The following is an 18,688-nucleotide window of genomic DNA, read 5'->3' as shown; positions in this document are numbered from 1 at the left end:
CCGGGACGGTGGCCCCGTCTCTTCTGGAGGGGAGAGGACGGGGCCACCATTGATCACCCCCGCGACCGTAGACCGGTCCCCATGACGAACCGCAACTCCCGCGCAATCGCATACGGCGACTGCTCCGGGGTGGTGTGGAACCCGCCGTTGATCGTGACCAGCGAACCATCGCCGCCCGACGTGTTGCGGGAGACGTTCTGCCACTGCCGGTCCGTCAACACCGGTTCGGGCCTGCCGGTGCCGTTGTGCACCAGCGAGGTTCCGGGCATCAGGTAGCCGCCGGAATCGTAGGCGGGCGGCTTACCGATGACCTGAGCGGCGCGGGCGGCCACCTCCCGCACCTTCAACCCGGTCTGCGGCGCCTCGATGATGGTTTTCGGTCCCGAGTACATCCACACGTGGCCGCTGTGGGGGAAGCCGAGATAGCCGGGCTGCGGCTTGTCGACCCGGTCCACCCAGTTGATTTGGTCCTGCGTCACCCGGGGCACGTTCGTGTAGCCAGCGGCCTGCAAGGCGCGCATCACCAGGCCGGAACAGTCGAACGAGTCAGGGCCGGTGGCCCCCCACTTGTAGGGCTTGCCGATCTGGGCGCGGGCGTAGGCGACCGCCTTACCGCCGGACAGTCCGCCGGTCTTGGCGTCCTGGGCGGTCAAGAAGTTCACCACGTCGGCGACCATCTTCTTGGGGACGCCGACAAGGAGTTTCGCCCACTGGCTGTTGCCCATCGCCGCGGCGGCCTGGTCGAGCAGCGGGTTGAGGAACTGCTCGGCGCCGGCCTTGACGCCCTTGGCGAGCAGGTCGCCGATAATGCCGCCGTCAGCGTAGCCGCCCACGAACTTCGCCGCACCGGCCACCCCGCCCGACCTGGCGGCGGCGTTGGCGCCGTGCACGTAGTCGGCCCCAACCGCCCGCGTCCACTCCGGCCTCATGATGGCCTCACCGCCCGACACCGCGGCCAGGCTCACGTCACGGCCCGGCGTGTAGCCGGGCATGATGCCGCCCGTGGCGAGCTCGGGAATCTTGTCCAGCTTCAAATCAAGGCCGAGGGCGTCGGCGACCGTGTTCCACAGCTTCACAATGCCGCCGTTATAAACGGTGCCGATAATGAAATTGACCGGCTTCTTGGCGTACTCCTTGACCTTTTCCCACGCGTCCCGGATCAGGCCGACGCCCTTATCGAACGCGGTCGGGATCGTGTCGGTGATGAACGTCTTCAACGAGTCGAACGCGGGCTTGATGACCTTCGTCCACGCCGTGTCGATCGCCTCGCCGATGCCCTTCCAAGCAGGCTTGATGACGTTCTCCCACAGCCAAGAGATCTTCGGCGCCAGGGTCTCGGTGATGAACGTCCACAGCGCCTTCAACGCGGGCAGGATGACCGTGTCCCACGCCGTCTTGACCGCTGCTGAAATGCCCTTCCACGCGGGAACGATGACGTTCTCCCACAGCCACGAAATCGCCGGTGCCAGCACGGTTTTGATGAAATTCCACAGCGCTTTCAGCGCGGGCTGAATCACGTTGGTCCACGCCCACGACACGACTTCGCTGATGCGTTTGAACGCTTCGTCGACGACCCGCCGGAAGTCCTCGCTGTTGGTGTAGGCCGTGACGAACGCCGTCACCAGCAGCCCGATCGCCGCGACGATCAACCCGACCGGGTTCTCCGACATGGCCACGTTCAAGACCTGCTGGGCGATGCCCCAGGCTCGGACGGCCAACACAATCGAGCCGATCGCGCCGGCGATAGCGGCCAGGACCGGCGGCGGAAGCTGGGCGATCAGCGACGCCAGACCGGCCAGACCCGTCAACGCGGTCGGCCCGAACGGCGCCAAGGCGGAGATGATGGATCCGACCGCCTTACCGACGTTCTTCAACGCCTCGATCAGCAGCGGCGCGTTGGCCTTGGCGTAGGCGATGAACGACTGGAACGCCTGGCTCTTGCCGAACCCCTGGCCCCACTGGGCGAACGCACCCGCGGCCTTCTGCAGGCCACCGACGATCGTCGGGACGAACGGCAGAAACGCCTTGATCAGACCGGCCACACCGGTACCGACCCCGCCCAGCGCCTTACCCAGACCAGTGATCGCGGTCGGGGCCTGCTTGGACAGGTCAGCGAAGAACGACGTCCAGAACTTGCCGCCGAGGGCCTTGGAGGCGGCCTTCTCCAGCCCCACGATGGCCTTCGCCGACCCGGTGATCAGCGGCTCAAGCGGCTTGAACACCCCCTGTAGGACCTTCAAGGCGCCCGTCACCGCGGGAAGCACCGCGGGCTCCAGCCGTTCCTGCCAGGCGGTGTAAGCGTTCTTGAACGCGTCGATCTGCCGGGCGGCCTTCGAGGCGGCCGGCGACAGCTTCACCATCTGCGACGTGACGCCGCCGGTTGAGGACGCCTGCTGTTTCGCCGCGGCGGCCTGCTGCAGCTGCACCGTCTTGAGTTGCCGCTCGGCGTCCTCGACCTGCTTGTTCGCCGCCGTGATCTTGTCCTTGGCGGCCTTGACCTGAGCCGACCCCTCAATACCGGCCTTGTCGGCGGCCTTCTGTTCCTGGCGCAGCTTCTTCGTCCGGGAAACCGACTCCTCATAGCGCTGCTCGGCTTCCCGCACCGACAGATCAGCCCGGCGCAGCTCCAGATCAGTCACCCCTGAACCGGGCTTCTGAGACTCGGCTTGGAGCTTGGCCAGGCGGTCGCGGGCCTCCTCGACCGACAACGCCGCCGACTCCTCGCCCAGCGCCGCGTTCTCCACCGACCTGGCCAGGTCGTCAACGGCCTGTTTCGCCGCCCGCCTCGCCTCTGTCAGGCCTTCCTCGGCGAGCTTCGCCGCCGCTTTGGCATCCGTGATGCGCCGCTCGGCGTCCTCCAGCTGCATGGCCTGTAGCGCAGCCTGAGCAGCAGCGGCCCCCGCCGACGTCGTGGCGCCCGCCGACGACTTCACCGCCTGCTCCTGCTGCTTGGCAGCCTCAGAGATGCGCTGCAAGCTCGGCACCGCCACCGCGGCCAGACCGGCAAACCCGGCGCCAGCCGCAACCGCAGCGCCCGCCACACCAGCAACCCCCAGCGACACAGCCGCGGCGGCCGGCAACGCCGCCAAGGCCGCCGTCACCATGGCGATACCGGTAAGAGCGCCGGCCACATCCGCATCCACCCGGACCCGGGCCGTACGGCCATCGACCCTTGACGCTTCGGCGTCCACCACACCCAGACGCGCCAAAGCCGACGCCACATCGGCCCGCACATCCACCGACACCGCGTCACCATCGATCGCCGACAGCTCACGCTGCACCGCGGCGAGCTCCGCCTGAGCCGGGCCGGCGTCGATGTCGATCCCGATCGTCTTGGCTGACAGCGTCTCCAGCCGAGTACGCAACTCCTGAATCCGCGTCTGAGCAGGCGAGGTGTCCGCGTCCACGTCGACCTTCGGGAGCGACTTCAACGCCGCGTCCACCGTCCGCTTAAACCCCTGAGCGAACGCTCCGCCGACCTGCTCGCCGTCCCGTGGCGCCTGCTGACGCTGACGGCGCGTCTGCTCCTGCAACGGGTCATAGACCCCGGTCAAAGCGGACTTGATGCCGCGCTGAATGTCCTTGCCGAGTTCCTGCCCCAGTGCGTAGGCCCCAGGCAGCAACTGCCTCTTGAGGGTCTTGATGAAATCATCCGCTGATGGGACGACTGGAACGACAACAGTGCCCGCTACGAATTCCGCCATGCCCTACCCCCTCCCGGGTGACCCCTGATCGATGCCAAAAGGCACCCGATTCCGTTTAGCGCCGGGCACCTTGTACGGGCTACGACGAGTTTCACGACCCCCAAACCCGTACAGAGGGTCAGGTGCTAAACGGAATCGGGTGCCATAGAAACGGACAAAGGGGGCATCCGCCACACATATGGGACAAATGACCTGCTTTTCGTGACCTGAGCACCTAGGAGAAGCGCCAGGCGTAGGCACGGAACGGGTGCCAGAGTTACGCGCGGCGCGATTCGCTATACGAGATCGGGTGCCTTTTCTCCGCGAGGCGGGGTCACTCGGGAGGGGGCCTGTCACAGCAACCCCGGGTGCTTCTCGGATGGCCGCCTCTTGGGGATCCGCTTGGCTGCTGATGCCTGGCCTGCTTCGGTCGCGGTCTTGTGCCGTTCGTGCGGGTCACACAGCAGCCAGAGGTTGGTGTCGTCGTCGGTGCCACCGAGGTGAGCAGGCACCTTGTGGTCGACGTTGCGGCCAGGCGTGCCGCACATGTGGCCGGTGTGGTCGATCCACTGGCATACGCCGTTGTCGCGTCTGATGATCCGCTCTCGGATCTTCTTCCACCCCTTGGGCCGGGGTGCGCTGCGCCGAGAGGTCTTGTCCTGCCAGTAGGCGTTACTCACTGCTGTTCCTGCCTCTCGGCTAGCTGCTGACGCTGGAGCTCTTCGAACTCGGCACGCCATATGCGGTTGGTGTGGCCCCACGCGTCTTGGGCCTGGCGCCATTTCTCGCGTGCTCGGAGGATGGGGATACAGATGCCGTCCTCGACCAGGGGCATCCATCGGGCCTCCTCGAAGATGAGGAGGTGATCAGGGATCGTCGGCATGGGTCCTCGCTTGGTGTGTGGCCCCGGCCCGGCCCGACGCCGGGCCGGGGCCGTACGGTGCCGCTGCTGCCCGGGTAGGAGTGACCACTGACAGCGGCGCCGAGTTCATCGGATGCTGTCCCACCATTCGCGGATGGGGTCTTGCGGTTCTGCGTCGGCGATCGGGAGCGCTCCGGGGTGGAGTGACTCGACCGGGGCGGCCGGCTCGTCGAGCTCGTCGCCGGGGCCGGTTTCCGCGTCGGACCATGCCTGGTTGAGTCCGCGGAGTCGGGCGGCATTTTGCGTGAGGCGCTCAGTGTGGGCCAGGCGGACAGGGTCGGGGCTCACTGGGCTTTCTCCTGCCGTGGCCGGGCTTTGCCGTGAACGTGGATGAGGGGGGCGAGGTAGCCGCGCTGTACACCTGCGTCGGCGAGTGCTCCGGCGAGTGCGTCGGCGATGGCGGGGCCGGGGGGCAGAATGCCGAGACGGCGGCCGTCGAGAATGACGGCGTCACTGGTGCCCATTCCTGCGTTTCGCCACTGGGCGCCGGCGACTTCTTCGCTCTCGGCAAGGCGGAGTCTGCGGAGGTTCGCCATGCCGTAGTTGATGGCGGACTGGCGCCCTTTGGCGCGGGTGATGAGGCGTGCGGCGGCCTGGCGGATGAGGTCGGCGTCCGCGGCGTCGTCGTCGAGGTCGCCGTACTGGGCGAGAACGTCGGCTTTGATGCGTTCGACTTCGGCGAGCCGGTTGGCTTCTGCCTGCCGGGCGGCGGCCTGGGCGTCGGCGAGCTTCTGCAACTCGTCGAGCTCGGCGAGGGTGCGCGCTTTGGCGTACTCGTCGGGGGTGACGTCCTGGCCGTCGAGGATGCGCTGTCGCAGCTCCTCAAGGGTGGGCGCTGTCTCCTGCCCTGTGGTCTTCCCCATCGGTCCTCTCCACGGTGATCAGCCAGTCACGGCCTGCCCGGCGGGCGGCGAGTCGACCGGTCCGGCATAGGCGCCGGATGTGCCGCACGGTGTAGCCGGTTCGTTCGGCCATTTCGGTGCTGCTGATTTCCATGGTTTCAGGCGATTCGAACATATGTCCGCTAGAGGGCGTGGGCGCGGGGTTGAGGAGGTCGCGGAGGTAGGTGGTGAGCCAGGTGGGGACTGGGCGCCCACGGTCGGCGTCCTCGCGGGCATGGGACAGCAGCCAGGCCGCCAACTCCGGTGGCGGGTTGACGGCCTGGCCGTGGTGCTGGGTGGTCACGGGCTACTCGGCGGCCTGCTCGGCGAGCCAGTCGAACAGCTCCTTCTGGTTGGGCATGTAGCCGAGACGGGCGGCGGCTTCCCGGTGAACGCGCCGGATGTTGCGTGTCCAGTCGGCTGGCGGTTCGGTACGTCCGCGGGCCTGGGCGCGTACCTGCTCGACGGTGGCGCCGAGAAGAGCGGCGGTGCCTGCGGTGGTGACGACGAACTCGCCGTCGAGGTACCGGTAGTAGCCGGCCTGCCAGCCGGGGCCGTAGGGGTCTAGTTCCATCGGGCGGCCCACTGCTTGGCTATCTCGGCGGCGTCCTGGTCGAACTCGGCGAGGTGTCCCGGACAGTAGTAGTGGCACTGCTCGGGAACCTCGCACACGTGATCGCACCCGCACCCATAGCAGCCCTGCTCCATGAAGTCTTCGGCGTTCACTTGGCCCCCTTCTTGCTCGCTCGGCTGGCGTTCTGTCGGCAGTTTTTAGAGCAGTAGGCGGCGTTGCGGGCGGGCGTGAATGCCTTCTTGCACCATCCACAGCGGGGCCTGACGTTCCTGGTTCGCTTGATCGGGACGACATCGGCGACCGGCTCGGGTGAGTCGTTAAGTGGCTCGGGATCGAGAGGCAGACCGCCAGACCGCCAAAGTTCCGACGCGTCGGTCTGGTTGGCGGTCTGGCGGTCTGCCCTGGTCAGAGAAGTGACCGTGGCGGTCTGCTCCTCGCTTTGTGACTCAGTGGCGGTCTGCTTCTTTGGCTTAGGCAGGGTGGCGACCTGCTCGGGCAGGGTGATCCACCACTCGTTCTTGCCGCGCGGATCGGTGGGGAACTGGTCGGCGTGAACGGCGACAGCCCTACGTGCCCGCTCCAGGGTGCGAGCGCTGATCCCGTGGACCTCTCGGGCTTCCTCCTTGATCTCGTTGCTGCGTCGCCAGCGGCCAGCTAGAGCCTTACGGAGGTAGTCCGCAGCGTCCGCCTTGTCCTGCAGCTGGTCTCCTTCGCTGCTGCCAGCGGACAGGATGTCCTGGACCGAGCGGGGAGATTCACCGCAGAAAACGAACTTGCCGACCTCGGCGTACTCTCCGGTGTCGGTGAGGATCTTCGCGGACTCAATGTTGTAGGCCAGCGACGGCAGATCCAGGCGACCGAGAGAGTTCTTCGTCTGGGTCATGACCCGTGACCCATCCTCAGGGTCCACGGCAAAGCCGAAGATCGCCCGGGGGACGTTCTTGAAGGCGCCTGACGCTGTGATCAACGATGACGGGTCGCTACCCGCCCCCTTGTTGAAGTGGGCGATACCCAGCATCGTGCATCTGGTCCGGTCGGCCATCCGTGCGAGCGGGTCGAGGACCGTCCGCACCGATCGTTCCTTGTGGGTGTCGATGCTCGCCCCGATGGTCGAGATCAGCGGGTCGAGGACGACGAGCTTCACGTCGTACTCGACGATCACTTCTTCGAGGATGTCGAAGTCGTAGGGCAGGTTGATCGTGCTGAACTCGTCTTCGCTTACCTCGACGTCGAGGCGCCACACGCGGTTAAGGTCAGCGCCCGCGGCCTTGAGGCGGCCAGCGATGGTGTGCTCCCAGCTGTCTTCCACCGCGACATAGATCACGTCGTAGGGCTTGCCGTACAGCGTCCCCGGCAGAGTGCCCGTGGTGACCCCTGCTGTCTGCCAGATGCCAAAGCTCGACTTGCCGGTTCCTTCGCGGCCAGCGGCGACAACGAGGGATCCGGAGGGGATACGGCCGGCTCCTTCCTCCTCCCACATCCACACAACCGGCTTGATCGTGATCTCCGACGCACGGGTGAGCTTGCGGCGACGCGTGAACGGCTCGGCGGGGACGGTCTTCTCGCTGGGCTCACACGTGCAGTGCTCAGGCTTCTTGCTGCACCCGGCGCACGCGTCGAAGGAGCCGTACCCCTCGACCTTGTAGGACAGGGAGATGATGCGGGCACCGCAGCGCGGGCAGGATGTCACGCGGCCTCCCCGCGGTTCTTGAGGATCTCGACCCACGTGCGCATGCGGGCGTGGTTCTTGACGTGCTCGGCGAGATCGGCCCACATCTGGGCTTCCTCAGCGCAGCGGCGCCCGTAGCCGATCTCTTCGCCGTCGTGGAAGCCGATCTTGAACCCCTCGGCGAATGCCTGCTGTTCGCGGCGGTGCTGGGCGTTGAGATCGGCCAGCAGTTGCTGCATCTGGGTGAGGTGAGCGAGGTGGTCGCACATCAGGCGGCCACCTCGCCCCGGTAGGTGCGGGCCACGACGAGCCAGACGAGTCGGCCGCACCCGGAACGGCGGATGCCCTCGACGGACTCTTCGCTGTGGACCCTGCCGAAGTGCCCGAAGTTGCACCAGGGGCACCGGTAGGCAACCCACCACATGCGGCGGCGGCCGTACGGGCTGTAGAGGCTGACGTACGCGGCCGGGTGACGGAGCGGAAGCTCAGTCTGCCCGACTACGTGACGCGAGCTCGTACGGCGGTTACCCTTGGGCGTGACGTGGGCGCCCTTCTGGGTGACCTCGGCCCCGCTGGGAGCGCCAACTCCCACGGGGCCATTCTGCTTTTCGGGGGTCATCAGGCCGCACCGCCGTGGGCCTGCTGGTCGAACCAGGCTTCGACGTCACGCCAGTCGTAACGGACGAAGCGTCCAACCTTTCCGTAGCGCGGCCCCTTCCGGAGGTAGCGCCACTGGGTGAGCGTCTTCTCAGGTACGCCCAGGAACTCCGCGACTTCGGACGGCTCGGCGAGGCTTCGCCTGGCCTGTCCGCTCCACTTAATAGTCACCGATCTCTCCCAATTAGGGGATGTTCTCATCTTGTCTGGGAGGGTCTCAGGGTGTCTTGCTTCTGTCAACTAGGTATGCAACGCTCCCTATATGGAAGAAGTGGAGAAGGTTAGGCGACGGACCAACGAAGTTGGCCCCATCGGCGCCCGGGTAGCTGAGAACGTGCGACGCCTGCGGGCCAACAGGGGGCTGTCGACGACCCAGATATCCAGGCTCTTGGGAGAGGTTGGCCGGCCGATTCAGCCAACAGGCATTACCAAGATTGAGAAGCAGGAGAGGAAGGTCGACGCCGACGATCTCATTGCTTTGGCAGTTGTTCTAGGCGTGAATCCGAACGCCTTGTTGTTGCCGCCCGTGGCAGACATGACCGAGGTTGAGGTGACGGCCGCAGGCGTCTTCCCGGCGGAGAAGGTGTGGAACTGGGTAGACGGGCGTGAGCCACTCAAGGCCGCGTTTGACGAAGACGACTTGGCGGACTTCCAGATCCATGCACGCCCCAAGGGTCGGCGACGCTATTACCTTCCGGGTGAGCGCAGCGAGGAGGAGCTGGCGAAGAAGCGGGCGGCTGATCGGGAGATCGCTCGCCGGATGAACCCGGGTGATCCCGAGGGCGAGGCGGCGTCACTCGCTGTGTTTCGCAGGCTTGATCGTGAGGCGTGGGCGGAGGGGGAGTGATGGCGGTTGCGGATCGTTGGCACAAGTCCCGACCGAAGCCGGGCGAGGAGAGGTGCTCGTGTCGGCCTGCGAAGGTGCCGACCGCCGAGCACGGCCAGGGTGACCGCTGGCAGGTCCGATACCGTGACGATGCCGGCAGACAGCGCAAGCTCAACTTCGAGCGGCTGCCCGATGCGCAACGCAAGGACGCCGAGATCAAAGCCAGTTTGGATCGGGGCGACTACATCGACCCGACCGCCGGTCAGGTCACCCTCGCCGAGCAGGCGAAGGAGTGGCGCAAGGGGCTGACATCGGACCCGGGCACGCTGATGCAGCTCGACAGCCGCCTGTCGAAGTGGGTGTACGGCAAGTCGATCGGTGGACGCGCTATGGCCAGCCTCGCCAAGCGCCCGTCCATCGTGCAGCAGTGGATCAAGGATATGGAGACGTCCGGTCTCCAGCCATCCACGATCAAAGGCATCGTCGGGGACGTCTCGGCTATCTTCGACGCGGCGGTGGATGACCAGATCGTTGCCCGGAACCCGTGCATGTCGAGGTCTGTCAAGGCTCCACCGCCCGCGCCGCGTAAGGCGGTGCCGTGGACACTCGACCAGGTGACCGCGATGAGTGCAGCGTTACCAGAGCGGTGCGCGGTTGTGCCGTACCTGGGCGCTGGTTGCGGGCATCGCCAGGGTGAGCTGTTCGGTATTGCACTCGATGACATCGACTTCCTCGGCCGCGAGGTGCATGTCCGTCGACAGGTCCGGTTCATCAAACAGGATGGGGCGTACCGGCTGGTCTTCTCCCCGCCGAAGAGGCGGAAGACGCGTACGGTCCCGCTTCCGGAGTCGGTCGGGTTGAAGTTGAGTGCGCACATCGCCAACTTCCCGCCGGTCGAGGTGACGTTGCCGTGGGTCGAGCGTGGAAAGGTCGAGGAGCCGCACACGGCGGAACTGTTGTTCGTCACAGCGCGCGGCGTGGCGATGAACCGCAACTCTTTCAACGACATCTGGCGTCAAGGGTTGAAGACGGCGGGGATCGTGCCGCCGCTGGCGGAAGGGGAGCGGCGCCGGTCGTACCGGGAGCATGGATGCCATGTGCTGAGGCACACCGCGGCGTCGGCGTGGCTGGCGGCTGGCGTGGACATCCGTACGGTGGCCGACTACCTCGGCCACAGCGACCCGGGGTTCACGCTCCGGACGTACACCCATCTGATGCCGGACGCAGCGGATCGGGCGCGGAGGGCAATGGATGCGTTCTTCGCGGCCAAGATCGAAAATGTGTCGAGTGCCCTGGTTGTGCCCTGACGAAGATCGTTATGGGCGTTGAGCCTGGTTAACGCGTTCCCACCTTAATACCGGCACAAGTAGACCGCGTACGTTCCGTCCAGGTGGACCGTGCACGTCGACCGGTGTGGGCGGCCCTCAAGGGCATACCGGGGCGCACCGGGGGTGTACCGGCCCGTCCCGATGGGGCCGGTGCCGTTCCGGGCCGGGGCGGCTTCCGTGAAGGTCCGCCAGGGGGCGACCCGGCCGCCCGATCCGGCCGCTCTCTCCGGGGGATCCGCCGACGTCGCAGGGGGGATCCACGGCGGATCCTCCCTGTCAGCGAGATGTACCTCTCCGAAACCGTGCCTGCTTGTGTAATGAGAGGAGCGGCCCAACCGAAGAGGAAATATGTTCAGTACCCCCCATGTACGCAAAATGAACGCGGTGATCTTCACCGGAATGCTAGCCGTCTCCCTGGTCGCCTGCGGGAGTGAGCCGACCACCAGCCTGGACGCCGCCGGCGTGGTTCAGACGCTCGCCAAGCAGGGCATGCCCGTCACCCTCACCGTGACCTTTGACCAGTCAAGCGACCCGGAGAAACTGCTCGGCAGAGCGAACGGTTACAGCTCGAAGGCCTCCTTCACCGACCAGCGCGTCGACACCTCCAAGGTGTCCGGAGCCAAACAGGGCGATGTGAACCTCGGCGGCACCGTCGAGGTCTTCGGCAGCGCCGGCGAGGCGGAGGTGAGAGCCGCCCAGCTCAAGGAGCTGAGTAAGAAACCCCCGGCGCTCGGTGAGTACAACTACGTGAAGGGCCCGGTCGTGGTCCGTGTGTCGAAGGAGTTGATGCCGGGAGAGGCCCTGGAGTACGAAGGGGCGCTCGGCAAGATCGTGAAGTGATCCACCTGTCCGATATGGCCCCCGTTCTTCCGGGCGGGGGCCTTTCGGTGCCGGGAACCGGGGGCGGGGGCGGGCGCCGGGGGACCGGGGATTGTGCCGAGGGAGCCGGGGACGAGTGGCGGGGGCTTCGGCGCGGGAGGCGGTTTTCCAGGGAGGGGCCGCGCTGCGCGCGGGCCGTCAGGCGTGCGCGGGCGCCGGGGACGCGCAGGGGCTGAGCGTCACCGGGACCCCGTTGAACACGGCGTTCCCCGAGGGGAGGTCGAGCACGGAGTCGTCCGTCAGGACGTTGGCGTTGACCCCCGCGTGCCTGGCCGCGACCGGTTGCCGGGTTCCGGCGTGTCCCCACCCGTGGGGCAGGCTCACCACCCCCGGCATGATCGTGTCGGTCTGCTCCAGCGGGACGGTCAGCTCACCGGCGGCCGAGCGGATCACGGCGTGGTCCCCGAGCCCGAGCCTGGCCGCGTCCGCGGGGTTGATCTGCAGGGTGCACCGGTTGCTCCCGCCGACCAGCGGCGCCACGTTGTGCAGCCAGCTGTTGTTGGAGCGCATGTGACGCCGCCCGATCAGCACGATCTCCGCGGGCGGTACGGCCAGCCGCTCGCGCAGCCGTGCGACGTCCTCGACCAGCCGCGGCGGCGCCAGTTCCATCCGCCCCGAGGCCGTGCACACCAGGTCCTCCAGCCGGGGCTCCAGCGCGCCCAGGTCGATGCCGTGCGGGGCGGCCAGGAGATCGGGCAGCGACAGTCCGTAGGGGCCGAGCCTGAGCATGGCGTCCAGCATCAGCTCGGGGCCGCTGTCGCCCCGCAGCGAGGCGCGCAGCTCCGCCGGGTCGCGGCCCTCGACCGGTGAGCCCGGTGTTCCCACGGCGGTGCCGATCACCTGTCCGATGATCATTTCGTCGAGGGCGGCCGGGTCGGCGTCGGCCCCGTACCCGGAGGCGATCATCGTCAGCCGCGCCATGATCTCGGCCTCGGAGCGCTGTCCCGGCTCCAGGGGCAGCAGCGGCGGGGAGAACCTGGTGTAGTTGCGCACCGCGATGGTCAGGATCAGGAAGTCGTAGTGCGGCATCTGCAGCATGCGGGGCGGCGGCAGGATGACGTTCGCGTGCCTGGTCGTCTCGTTCAGGTAGGGGTCCACGCAGACCATGAACTCCAGGTCGCGCAGGGCCCTCTCCAGGCGGATCCCGTTCGGCGCCGACAGCGCGGGGTTGCCGGCCACCGTCACCAGCGCCCTGACCCGCCCCTCGCCCGGGGTCTCGATCTCGTCGGCGAGGGTGGCGACCGGCAGCTCGCCGAGCGCCTCGGGCAGCCCCCGGACACGGCTGTGCCAGCGTCCCGTGGTGTACGGCTCGCCCGTGCGGAAGATCTCCAGGGCGGCGGTCCTGGTGAACATGACCCCGCCCGGCCGGTCGAAGTTGCCGGTCAGGACGTTGATCACGTCCACCAGCCACTGCGCGACGGTGCCGAACGCGGCGGTGCAGGTGCCGATGCGGGCGTAGACGGCGGCGGTCGGCGCGGCGGCCAGCTCGCGGGCCAGCCGTACGATCGTCCCGGCGGGCACCCCGCACACCCCCGCCACGACCTCGGGGGCGAAGTCCCCGGCCAGCCGCCGGACCTCCTCCAGCCCGTTCAGCGGGATGTCGATCTTCGTGAGGTCCTCGGCGAGGAGGGTGTGGACGATGCCGAACAGCAGGTAGGCGTCGGTGCCGGGCCGTACGAACAGGTGCTCGTCGGCGATCGCGGCGGTGCGGGTGCGGCGCGGGTCGACGACCACCAGCCTGCCGCCGCGCTCGCGCAGAGCCCTGAGCCGGCCGGGGAAGTCGGGGGCGACGCAGAGCGAGCCGTTGGACTCCAGCGGGTTGGCGCCGAGGATCAGCAGGTGGTCGGTGCGGTCCAGGTCGGGCACCGCGACCGCCATCGGGTCGCCGGACATCAGCCCGGAGGCGACGTGCTTCGGCATCTGGTCGACGGTGCTGGCGGAGAAGACGTTGCGGGTGCCGAGCGCCAGGGTGAGCGGCGTCCGGTACATGAAACCGGCCATGGTGTGGAAGGTCGGATTGCCGAAGTAGACGGCCAAAGCCTGGCGGCCGTGGGCGGCGGCCACGCCCGTCAGGCCCTCGTCGACCGCCTGGAAGGCCTCCTCCCAGGAGACCTCCCGCCACTCGTCGCCCTTGCGGATCATCGGAACGCGCAACCGGTCGGGGTCCTCGTCCAGGCGGCCGAGGCTCGCGCCCTTGGGGCAGAGGTATCCCCTGGAGAACGGGTCGGCCGAGTCGCCCTTGACCGATGTGACGTGCCCGGTCTCGTCAAGGGTGAGCCGCAGGCCGCAGACGGCCTCGCAGAGGGGACAGGTCCGGTGCGCGGTTCTCATCGGTACTCCCGGGTTCGGCGAGACCTCATCATGACCCGCGGGCGACAAGGGGGTGATCTCCTAAAATGCTGACATCCGCCCCGCCGTCCCGGCACGGGCCCGAGCCCGTCGGCCGGAGCCCACGGTTCAGGCACGGGCCGGAGCCCGCCGTCCCGGCACGGGCCGGAGTCCGCCGGCGGGGGCCGGTCAGAACTTGCGGAAGCCCCTGGACTCCTCGGCTGCGGCGAGCACCGCCTCCAGCGACGCCCCCGCGCCGGCCGAGATCACGGCCGCGATCGTGCCCTCCACGAACGGCACGTCGGCGACCACCACCTTCGGCGCCTCGAACAGCCGTGCCGTCAGCACCGAACCCCCCAGGTCGGGGATCAGGATCACCCCGTCCCCCTGGTTCACCCGCTGGATCATCGCGGCCACCAGTTCCGGGCTGCTGCCCAGGTCGCCGTCCTCGGTGCCGCCTGCGGGCGCCAGCGGGACGTCGACCTCGCAGATCCGCGAGGCCAGGGCGACGACCTCGGTGGCCAGCGGCCCGCTGTGGGAGATGAGGACGATGCCCACCACGGCCTACTCCGTCCCCTCGGGCCCCGCGTCCCCGGCGGGCCCGCCCGGCGACGCCGCGGCCGCGCACAGGGCGGTGAGGATGAGCGCGGTCGAGGCGGCGCCGGGATCCTCGTGGCCCACGCTGCGGGGGCCGAGATAGCTGGCCCGTCCCCGGCGGGCCTGCATCGGGATCGTGGCCTCCGCCCCGGCGCGGGCCGCCGACGCCGCCGCGCCGAGAGCCTCCGGCCGCCCGCCCCCCTCCCGTACGGCCCGCGCCAGCGCCCGGACCGCCGGGGCGAGCGCGTCCACCATGGTCTTGTCGCCCTCGACGGCCGCCCCCAGCCGCTGAACCCCCGCCAGCCCCGCCTCCAGCGCCTTCGCCAGATCGGCCAGGGACACCTCGGGGGCGTCGCCGAGCACCTTGCCCGCCTCCCGGAACGCCGTGCCGTACAGCGGTCCCGACGCCCCGCCGACCTTGCGGATCAGCGTGCTCCCCACCAGGCCGAGCAGGGCCCCGGGACTGCCGGGCGGGCCGTCCGCCAGCGCGCGGGAGACGGCCTCGAAACCCCGGTCGAGGTTGGCCCCGTGGTCGGCGTCGCCGATCGCGGTGTCCAGCCGGGTGAGCCACTCCCTGCCGGCGTGGACGGCCGTGACGACCTCGCCGATCCAGCGGGAGAAGACGGCGGTGTCCATCTCGACGGCGGTGTCCATCTCAGCGGCCCCAGCGCAGCGCGGGGGTCTCCACAGGGGCGTCCCACAGGCGCAGGAGCTCCTCGTTCAGCAGGCAGACCGTGACCGAGAAACCCCGCATGTCGAGGCTGGTGACGTAGCCGCCGACCAGGCTCCGCGTCACCCGCGCCCCCCGGCCCCGCAGATACTCCGCGACCTCCCCGAAAACGACGTAGAGCTCGATGAGCGGCGTCGCGCCCATGCCGTTCACCAGGACCAGGGTGTCGCCGGAGACCGGCATGTCGTCGTGCACGGCGTCCATCGCGACGGCGACCAGCTCGCGAGCCCCGCGCATCGTCGAGCGGGTCCGCCCGGCTTCGCCGTGGATGCCGATGCCCAGCTCGATCTCGGTCTCGCCCAGCTCGAAGGTCGGCCTGCCGGAGGCGGGCGTGGTGCAGGCGCTCAGCGCGATGCCGAAGGACCGGCTCCGGGCGTTGACCTCCTCTGCCACCCGCAGGACCTCCGGCAGCGGCGCACCGCCCTCGGCCGCGGCCCCGGCGATCTTCTCGACGAAGAGCGTGGCCCCCGTGCCCCTGCGCCCCGCGGTGTGCAGGGAGTCGCGCACGGCCACGTCGTCGTCGACGAGGACGCTCCTCACCTCCACCCCCTCCTCGGCGCAGAGGTCGGCGGCCAGCTCGAAGTTCAGGACGTCGCCGGTGTAGTTCTTCACCACGAACAGCACGCCCGCGCCGCCGTCCGCCCCCGTGGCGGCCGTGACCACCTGGCCGGGCACCGGGGAGGTGAAGATCTCGCCGGGGCAGGCCGCGTCGAGCATGCCGTACCCGACGAAACCGGCGTGCAGCGGCTCGTGACCGGAGCCCCCGCCGGAGACCAGGCCGACCTTGCCGGCGCGGGGTCCCGACGCGCGTGACACGACACGGTTCTCCTCGTCCACCCGGAGCCCGGGGTACGCGGCCGCCATCCCGCGCAGCGCGTCCGTGACGACGGAGCCGGCGCTGTTGATGAGCTTCTTCACAATTGCTAGCCTTTCCCGTTCGCGCGGCGGCAAGCACCGCCCCCGGGAACCTCTCGTCCCGCCCGCCCGGCGAATCCGGGGCGGGGGGATGGCGGGGGCCGACACCGTGTAGGAGGATCTGACCAGGTCTTTCCGGTGATGTTGGAGGCGTCGTGTCGGTGCTGCGGAACCTGGTCGACAGTGTGCGGAACGGCGGGATCGAGGTGGTCGACCTGACCGCGCCACTGTCGTCGCGGACGCCGACCCTGCGGTTGCCCGAGCCGTTCGGCAACACCGCCCCGTTCACGCTCAAGGAGATCAGCCGCTACGACGACCGGGGACCCGCCTGGTACTGGAACGACATCTCGACCGGCGAGCACACCGGGACCCACTTCGACGCGCCCGTCCACTGGGTCACCGGCAGGGACGGCGAGGACGTCTCGCAGGTGCCGCTCGACCGGCTGATCGCCCCGGCCGCGGTGCTCGACCTCACCGCCGAGACGGCCGAGAACCCCGACTTCCTGCTGGAGGTCGACCACGTCAAGGCCTGGCAGGCGGCCAACGGGCCGCTGCCGGAGGGCGGCTGGCTGCTCTACCGGACCGGCTGGGACACCCGCTCCCATGACCAGGAGACCTTCCTCAATGCCGACGAGAACGGCCCGCACACCCCCGGAGTCTCGGTCGAGTGCGCCAGGTGGCTGGCCGAGGAGACACCGATCGCCGGGCTCGGCGTCGAGACGGTCGGCACGGACGCGGGCGCGGCGCACGGCTTCGACCCGGCCTTCCCCTGCCACTCCTTCCTGCTCGGCGCGGGCAAGTACGGCCTGACGCAGCTGCGCAACCTCGACCGGCTGCCGGTCACCGGCGCGGTGGTCATCGCGCCGCCGCTGCCGATCGTCGGCGGCTCGGGCAGCCCGCTGCGTGTGCTGGCGCTGGTCGAGCGGTGAACGTCGCCCAGGCCGTCGGAACGGTCCTCGCCTCGCTCGGAGTGGACGCCGCCTTCGGGGTGGTCGGGAGCGGCAACTTCCACGTGACCAACGCGCTGATCGAGCACGGCGTGCGGTTCGTCGCCGCGCGCCACGAGGGCGGCGCGGCGACCATGGCCGACGCGTACGCGCGCACCGCGGGGCGCGTCGCGGTGCTCAGCGTGCACCAGGGGCCGGGCCTCACCAACGCGATGACGGGTATCACCGAGGCGGCCAAGAGCCGTACGCCGCTCATCGTGCTGGCCGGCGAGGTGACCGCGCCGAACTCCAACTTCTTCGTCGACCAGGCGGCCCTGGCCACCGCCGTCGGTGCGGTCCCGATGCGGATCTCCTCGGCCGGCACCGCCGTCGCGCAGGCGGCCGAGGCCTTCCGCGTGGCCCGCGACGAGCGGCGCACGGTCCTGCTCAACCTCCCGCTCGAGGTGCAGGGGCAGGCCGTCCCCGCCCCACCCCCGGCGCCCACGTCCACACCCACGCCCACACCCACGCCCACACCCACGCCCACACCCACGTCCACGTCCACGCCCGCGGACACGGACACCGACCGGCCGGACGCCTCCCCCCGAGGCGGCGAGCCCGCCGCACGGGAGGTCGCGAGGCTGGCGGAGCTCCTGGCCCAGGCGCGGCGCCCGGTGTTCGTGGCGGGCAGGGGAGCGCGTACGGCCCGGCGCGAGCTGGAGGAGCTGGCCGGGGCCACCGGGGCGCTGCTGGCCACCTCGGCGGTCGCCAAGGGGCTCTTCCGGGGCAGTCCGTGGGACCTGGACGTGAGCGGCGGCTTCGCCTCCCCGCTCACCGCCGAGCTCGTCCGCGACGCCGACGTGATCGTCGGCTGGGGCTGCACGCTCAACATGTGGACCATGCGCCACGGCACGCTCATCGGCCCGGACGCCAAGGTGGTCCAGGTGGACCTGGACCCCGGAGCGCTCGGCCTGCACCGCCCGATCCACCTCGGCGTGACCGGCGACGTCGCCCGCACCGCCCGCGCCGTCACGGGGCTGCTCGCCGGGGCCGGGCCCGACCACGCCGGATACCGCTCCGAGGAGCTGGCCCGGCGGATCGCCGGGGAGAACCGCTGGCGGGACCTGCCCTACGACGACGAGGGCGGAGACGGCCGCATCGACCCCCGGACCCTGACGATCGCGCTGGACGACCTGCTCCCCGCCGAGCGGGTCGTCTCCATCGATTCGGGGAACTTCATGGGCTACCCGTCGATGTTCCTCGACGTCCCCGACGAACGCGGTTTCTGCTTCACCCAGGCGTTCCAGTCGATCGGCCTGGGCCTGGCCACCGCGATCGGCGCCGCTCTGGCGCAGCCGCACCGGCTCCCCGTGGCCGCGCTCGGCGACGGGGGCGCGCTGATGGGCGTGTCCGAGCTGGAGACCGTCGTGCGCCTCGGCCTGCCCATGCTGGTCGTGGTCTACGACGACGAGGGCTACGGCGCCGAGGTGCACCACTTCGGCCCGGACGGCCACCCCCTCGGCACGGTCACCTTCCCGCCGGTCGACATCGCCGCGATCGCCAGGGGTTTCGGTTGCGAGGCGGTGACCGTACGGGATCGGCGCGACCTGGCGGCGGTGGCCGGCTGGCTGACGGGGGCGCGGGAGCGGCCGATGCTGGTCGACGCCAAGGTCAGCCGCGCACGGGGCTCGTGGTGGCTGGAGGAGGCCTTCCGCGGGCACTGACGACGGGCCCCGGACGCGGGCGAGGCGCGGGCGGCTCCGTTCCGGCCCT

Annotated in this window: 19 protein-coding genes; 5 read left to right on the top strand and 14 right to left on the bottom strand. The window is 69.3% G+C overall.

Features of this window, described 5'->3' with window-relative positions; genetic code table 11:
- Positions 1 to 53 precede the first annotated feature (53 nt).
- The 10 genes from AB0N02_RS13575 to AB0N02_RS13530 form a co-directional block, all read right to left on the bottom strand.
- The gene (locus AB0N02_RS13575; protein WP_363945629.1) at positions 54 to 3,704 is read right to left on the bottom strand and encodes an NlpC/P60 family protein; all 3,651 of its coding nucleotides are present in this window, start codon (positions 3,702 to 3,704) and stop codon (positions 54 to 56) included.
- 332 nt (positions 3,705 to 4,036) lie between these two features.
- Positions 4,037 to 4,363, bottom strand: a complete 327-nt coding sequence (locus AB0N02_RS13570; protein WP_363945627.1) for a hypothetical protein — start codon at positions 4,361 to 4,363, stop codon at positions 4,037 to 4,039.
- Entirely contained in the window at positions 4,360 to 4,566 is a 207-nt protein-coding gene (locus tag AB0N02_RS13565; protein WP_363945625.1) for a hypothetical protein, read from the bottom strand. Before AB0N02_RS13565 ends, AB0N02_RS13570 begins: the two co-directional genes overlap by 4 nt.
- Positions 4,567 to 4,889: 323 nt before the next feature.
- Positions 4,890 to 5,468, bottom strand: a complete 579-nt coding sequence (locus tag AB0N02_RS13560; protein ID WP_363945623.1) for a hypothetical protein — start codon at positions 5,466 to 5,468, stop codon at positions 4,890 to 4,892.
- Between the two features lie 325 nt (positions 5,469 to 5,793).
- Entirely contained in the window at positions 5,794 to 6,060 is a 267-nt protein-coding gene (locus tag AB0N02_RS13555) for a hypothetical protein (RefSeq protein ID WP_363945622.1), read from the bottom strand.
- Positions 6,051 to 6,212 (bottom strand): hypothetical protein, encoded by a 162-nt coding sequence (locus AB0N02_RS13550; RefSeq protein ID WP_363945620.1) that lies wholly within the window; start codon positions 6,210 to 6,212, stop codon positions 6,051 to 6,053. The genes AB0N02_RS13555 and AB0N02_RS13550 overlap by 10 nt, the downstream gene beginning before the upstream one ends.
- Positions 6,209 to 7,750: an AAA family ATPase gene (locus tag AB0N02_RS13545; RefSeq protein ID WP_363945619.1), complete on the bottom strand. Its 1,542-nt coding sequence runs from the start codon at positions 7,748 to 7,750 to the stop codon at positions 6,209 to 6,211. The genes AB0N02_RS13550 and AB0N02_RS13545 overlap by 4 nt, the downstream gene beginning before the upstream one ends.
- Positions 7,747 to 7,998, bottom strand: a complete 252-nt coding sequence (locus tag AB0N02_RS13540) for a hypothetical protein (RefSeq protein ID WP_363945618.1) — start codon at positions 7,996 to 7,998, stop codon at positions 7,747 to 7,749. The genes AB0N02_RS13545 and AB0N02_RS13540 overlap by 4 nt, the downstream gene beginning before the upstream one ends.
- Positions 7,998 to 8,321 (bottom strand): hypothetical protein, encoded by a 324-nt coding sequence (locus AB0N02_RS13535; RefSeq protein WP_363945616.1) that lies wholly within the window; start codon positions 8,319 to 8,321, stop codon positions 7,998 to 8,000. The genes AB0N02_RS13540 and AB0N02_RS13535 overlap by 1 nt, the downstream gene beginning before the upstream one ends.
- Positions 8,322 to 8,347: 26 nt before the next feature.
- Complete coding sequence (locus AB0N02_RS13530; RefSeq protein WP_363945614.1) at positions 8,348 to 8,557, bottom strand: helix-turn-helix domain-containing protein; 210 nt, start codon at positions 8,555 to 8,557, stop codon at positions 8,348 to 8,350.
- 91 nt (positions 8,558 to 8,648) lie between these two features.
- Between AB0N02_RS13530 and AB0N02_RS13525 the strand changes: the two genes are divergently transcribed.
- From AB0N02_RS13525 to AB0N02_RS13515, 3 genes are all read left to right on the top strand, one after another.
- On the top strand, positions 8,649 to 9,233 hold the full coding sequence (locus AB0N02_RS13525; RefSeq protein WP_363945612.1) for a helix-turn-helix transcriptional regulator: 585 nt from the start codon (positions 8,649 to 8,651) through the stop codon (positions 9,231 to 9,233).
- 74 nt (positions 9,234 to 9,307) lie between these two features.
- Entirely contained in the window at positions 9,308 to 10,519 is a 1,212-nt protein-coding gene (locus tag AB0N02_RS13520) for a site-specific integrase (RefSeq protein ID WP_363945610.1), read from the top strand.
- A 396-nt stretch (positions 10,520 to 10,915) separates the two neighbouring features.
- Positions 10,916 to 11,380 (top strand): hypothetical protein, encoded by a 465-nt coding sequence (locus AB0N02_RS13515; protein ID WP_363945608.1) that lies wholly within the window; start codon positions 10,916 to 10,918, stop codon positions 11,378 to 11,380.
- Between the two features lie 177 nt (positions 11,381 to 11,557).
- Here the strand turns inward: AB0N02_RS13515 and AB0N02_RS13510 are convergent, their stop codons facing one another.
- The 4 genes from AB0N02_RS13510 to dhaK form a co-directional block, all read right to left on the bottom strand.
- On the bottom strand, positions 11,558 to 13,750 hold the full coding sequence (locus tag AB0N02_RS13510) for a molybdopterin-dependent oxidoreductase (RefSeq protein ID WP_363945606.1): 2,193 nt from the start codon (positions 13,748 to 13,750) through the stop codon (positions 11,558 to 11,560).
- A gap of 186 nt (positions 13,751 to 13,936) precedes the next feature.
- Positions 13,937 to 14,308, bottom strand: coding sequence for a phosphoenolpyruvate--protein phosphotransferase (locus tag AB0N02_RS13505; RefSeq protein ID WP_363945604.1), 372 nt, complete (start codon positions 14,306 to 14,308; stop codon positions 13,937 to 13,939).
- A gap of 3 nt (positions 14,309 to 14,311) precedes the next feature.
- On the bottom strand, positions 14,312 to 14,998 hold the full coding sequence (gene dhaL / locus AB0N02_RS13500) for a dihydroxyacetone kinase subunit DhaL (RefSeq protein WP_363945603.1): 687 nt from the start codon (positions 14,996 to 14,998) through the stop codon (positions 14,312 to 14,314).
- A gap of 1 nt (position 14,999) precedes the next feature.
- Positions 15,000 to 15,992: a dihydroxyacetone kinase subunit DhaK gene (dhaK, locus tag AB0N02_RS13495; RefSeq protein ID WP_363945601.1), complete on the bottom strand. Its 993-nt coding sequence runs from the start codon at positions 15,990 to 15,992 to the stop codon at positions 15,000 to 15,002.
- A 152-nt stretch (positions 15,993 to 16,144) separates the two neighbouring features.
- Between dhaK and AB0N02_RS13490 the strand changes: the two genes are divergently transcribed.
- The gene (locus AB0N02_RS13490; RefSeq protein WP_363945599.1) at positions 16,145 to 16,918 is read left to right on the top strand and encodes a cyclase family protein; all 774 of its coding nucleotides are present in this window, start codon (positions 16,145 to 16,147) and stop codon (positions 16,916 to 16,918) included.
- Positions 16,915 to 18,639 carry a thiamine pyrophosphate-binding protein gene (locus AB0N02_RS13485; protein ID WP_363945598.1) on the top strand — a complete coding sequence of 575 codons (1,725 nt, stop codon included), beginning with the start codon at positions 16,915 to 16,917 and terminating at the stop codon, positions 18,637 to 18,639. Before AB0N02_RS13490 ends, AB0N02_RS13485 begins: the two co-directional genes overlap by 4 nt.
- Positions 18,640 to 18,688: the final 49 nt, after the last annotated feature.

The organism is Streptosporangium sp. NPDC051022, assembly GCF_040683035.1.
In the GTDB taxonomy this organism is placed as follows: Bacteria; Actinomycetota; Actinomycetes; order Streptosporangiales; family Streptosporangiaceae; genus Streptosporangium.
The sequence above is the reverse complement of the archived record's forward strand: the minus strand, read 5'-3'. Positions and strand labels throughout refer to the sequence as shown.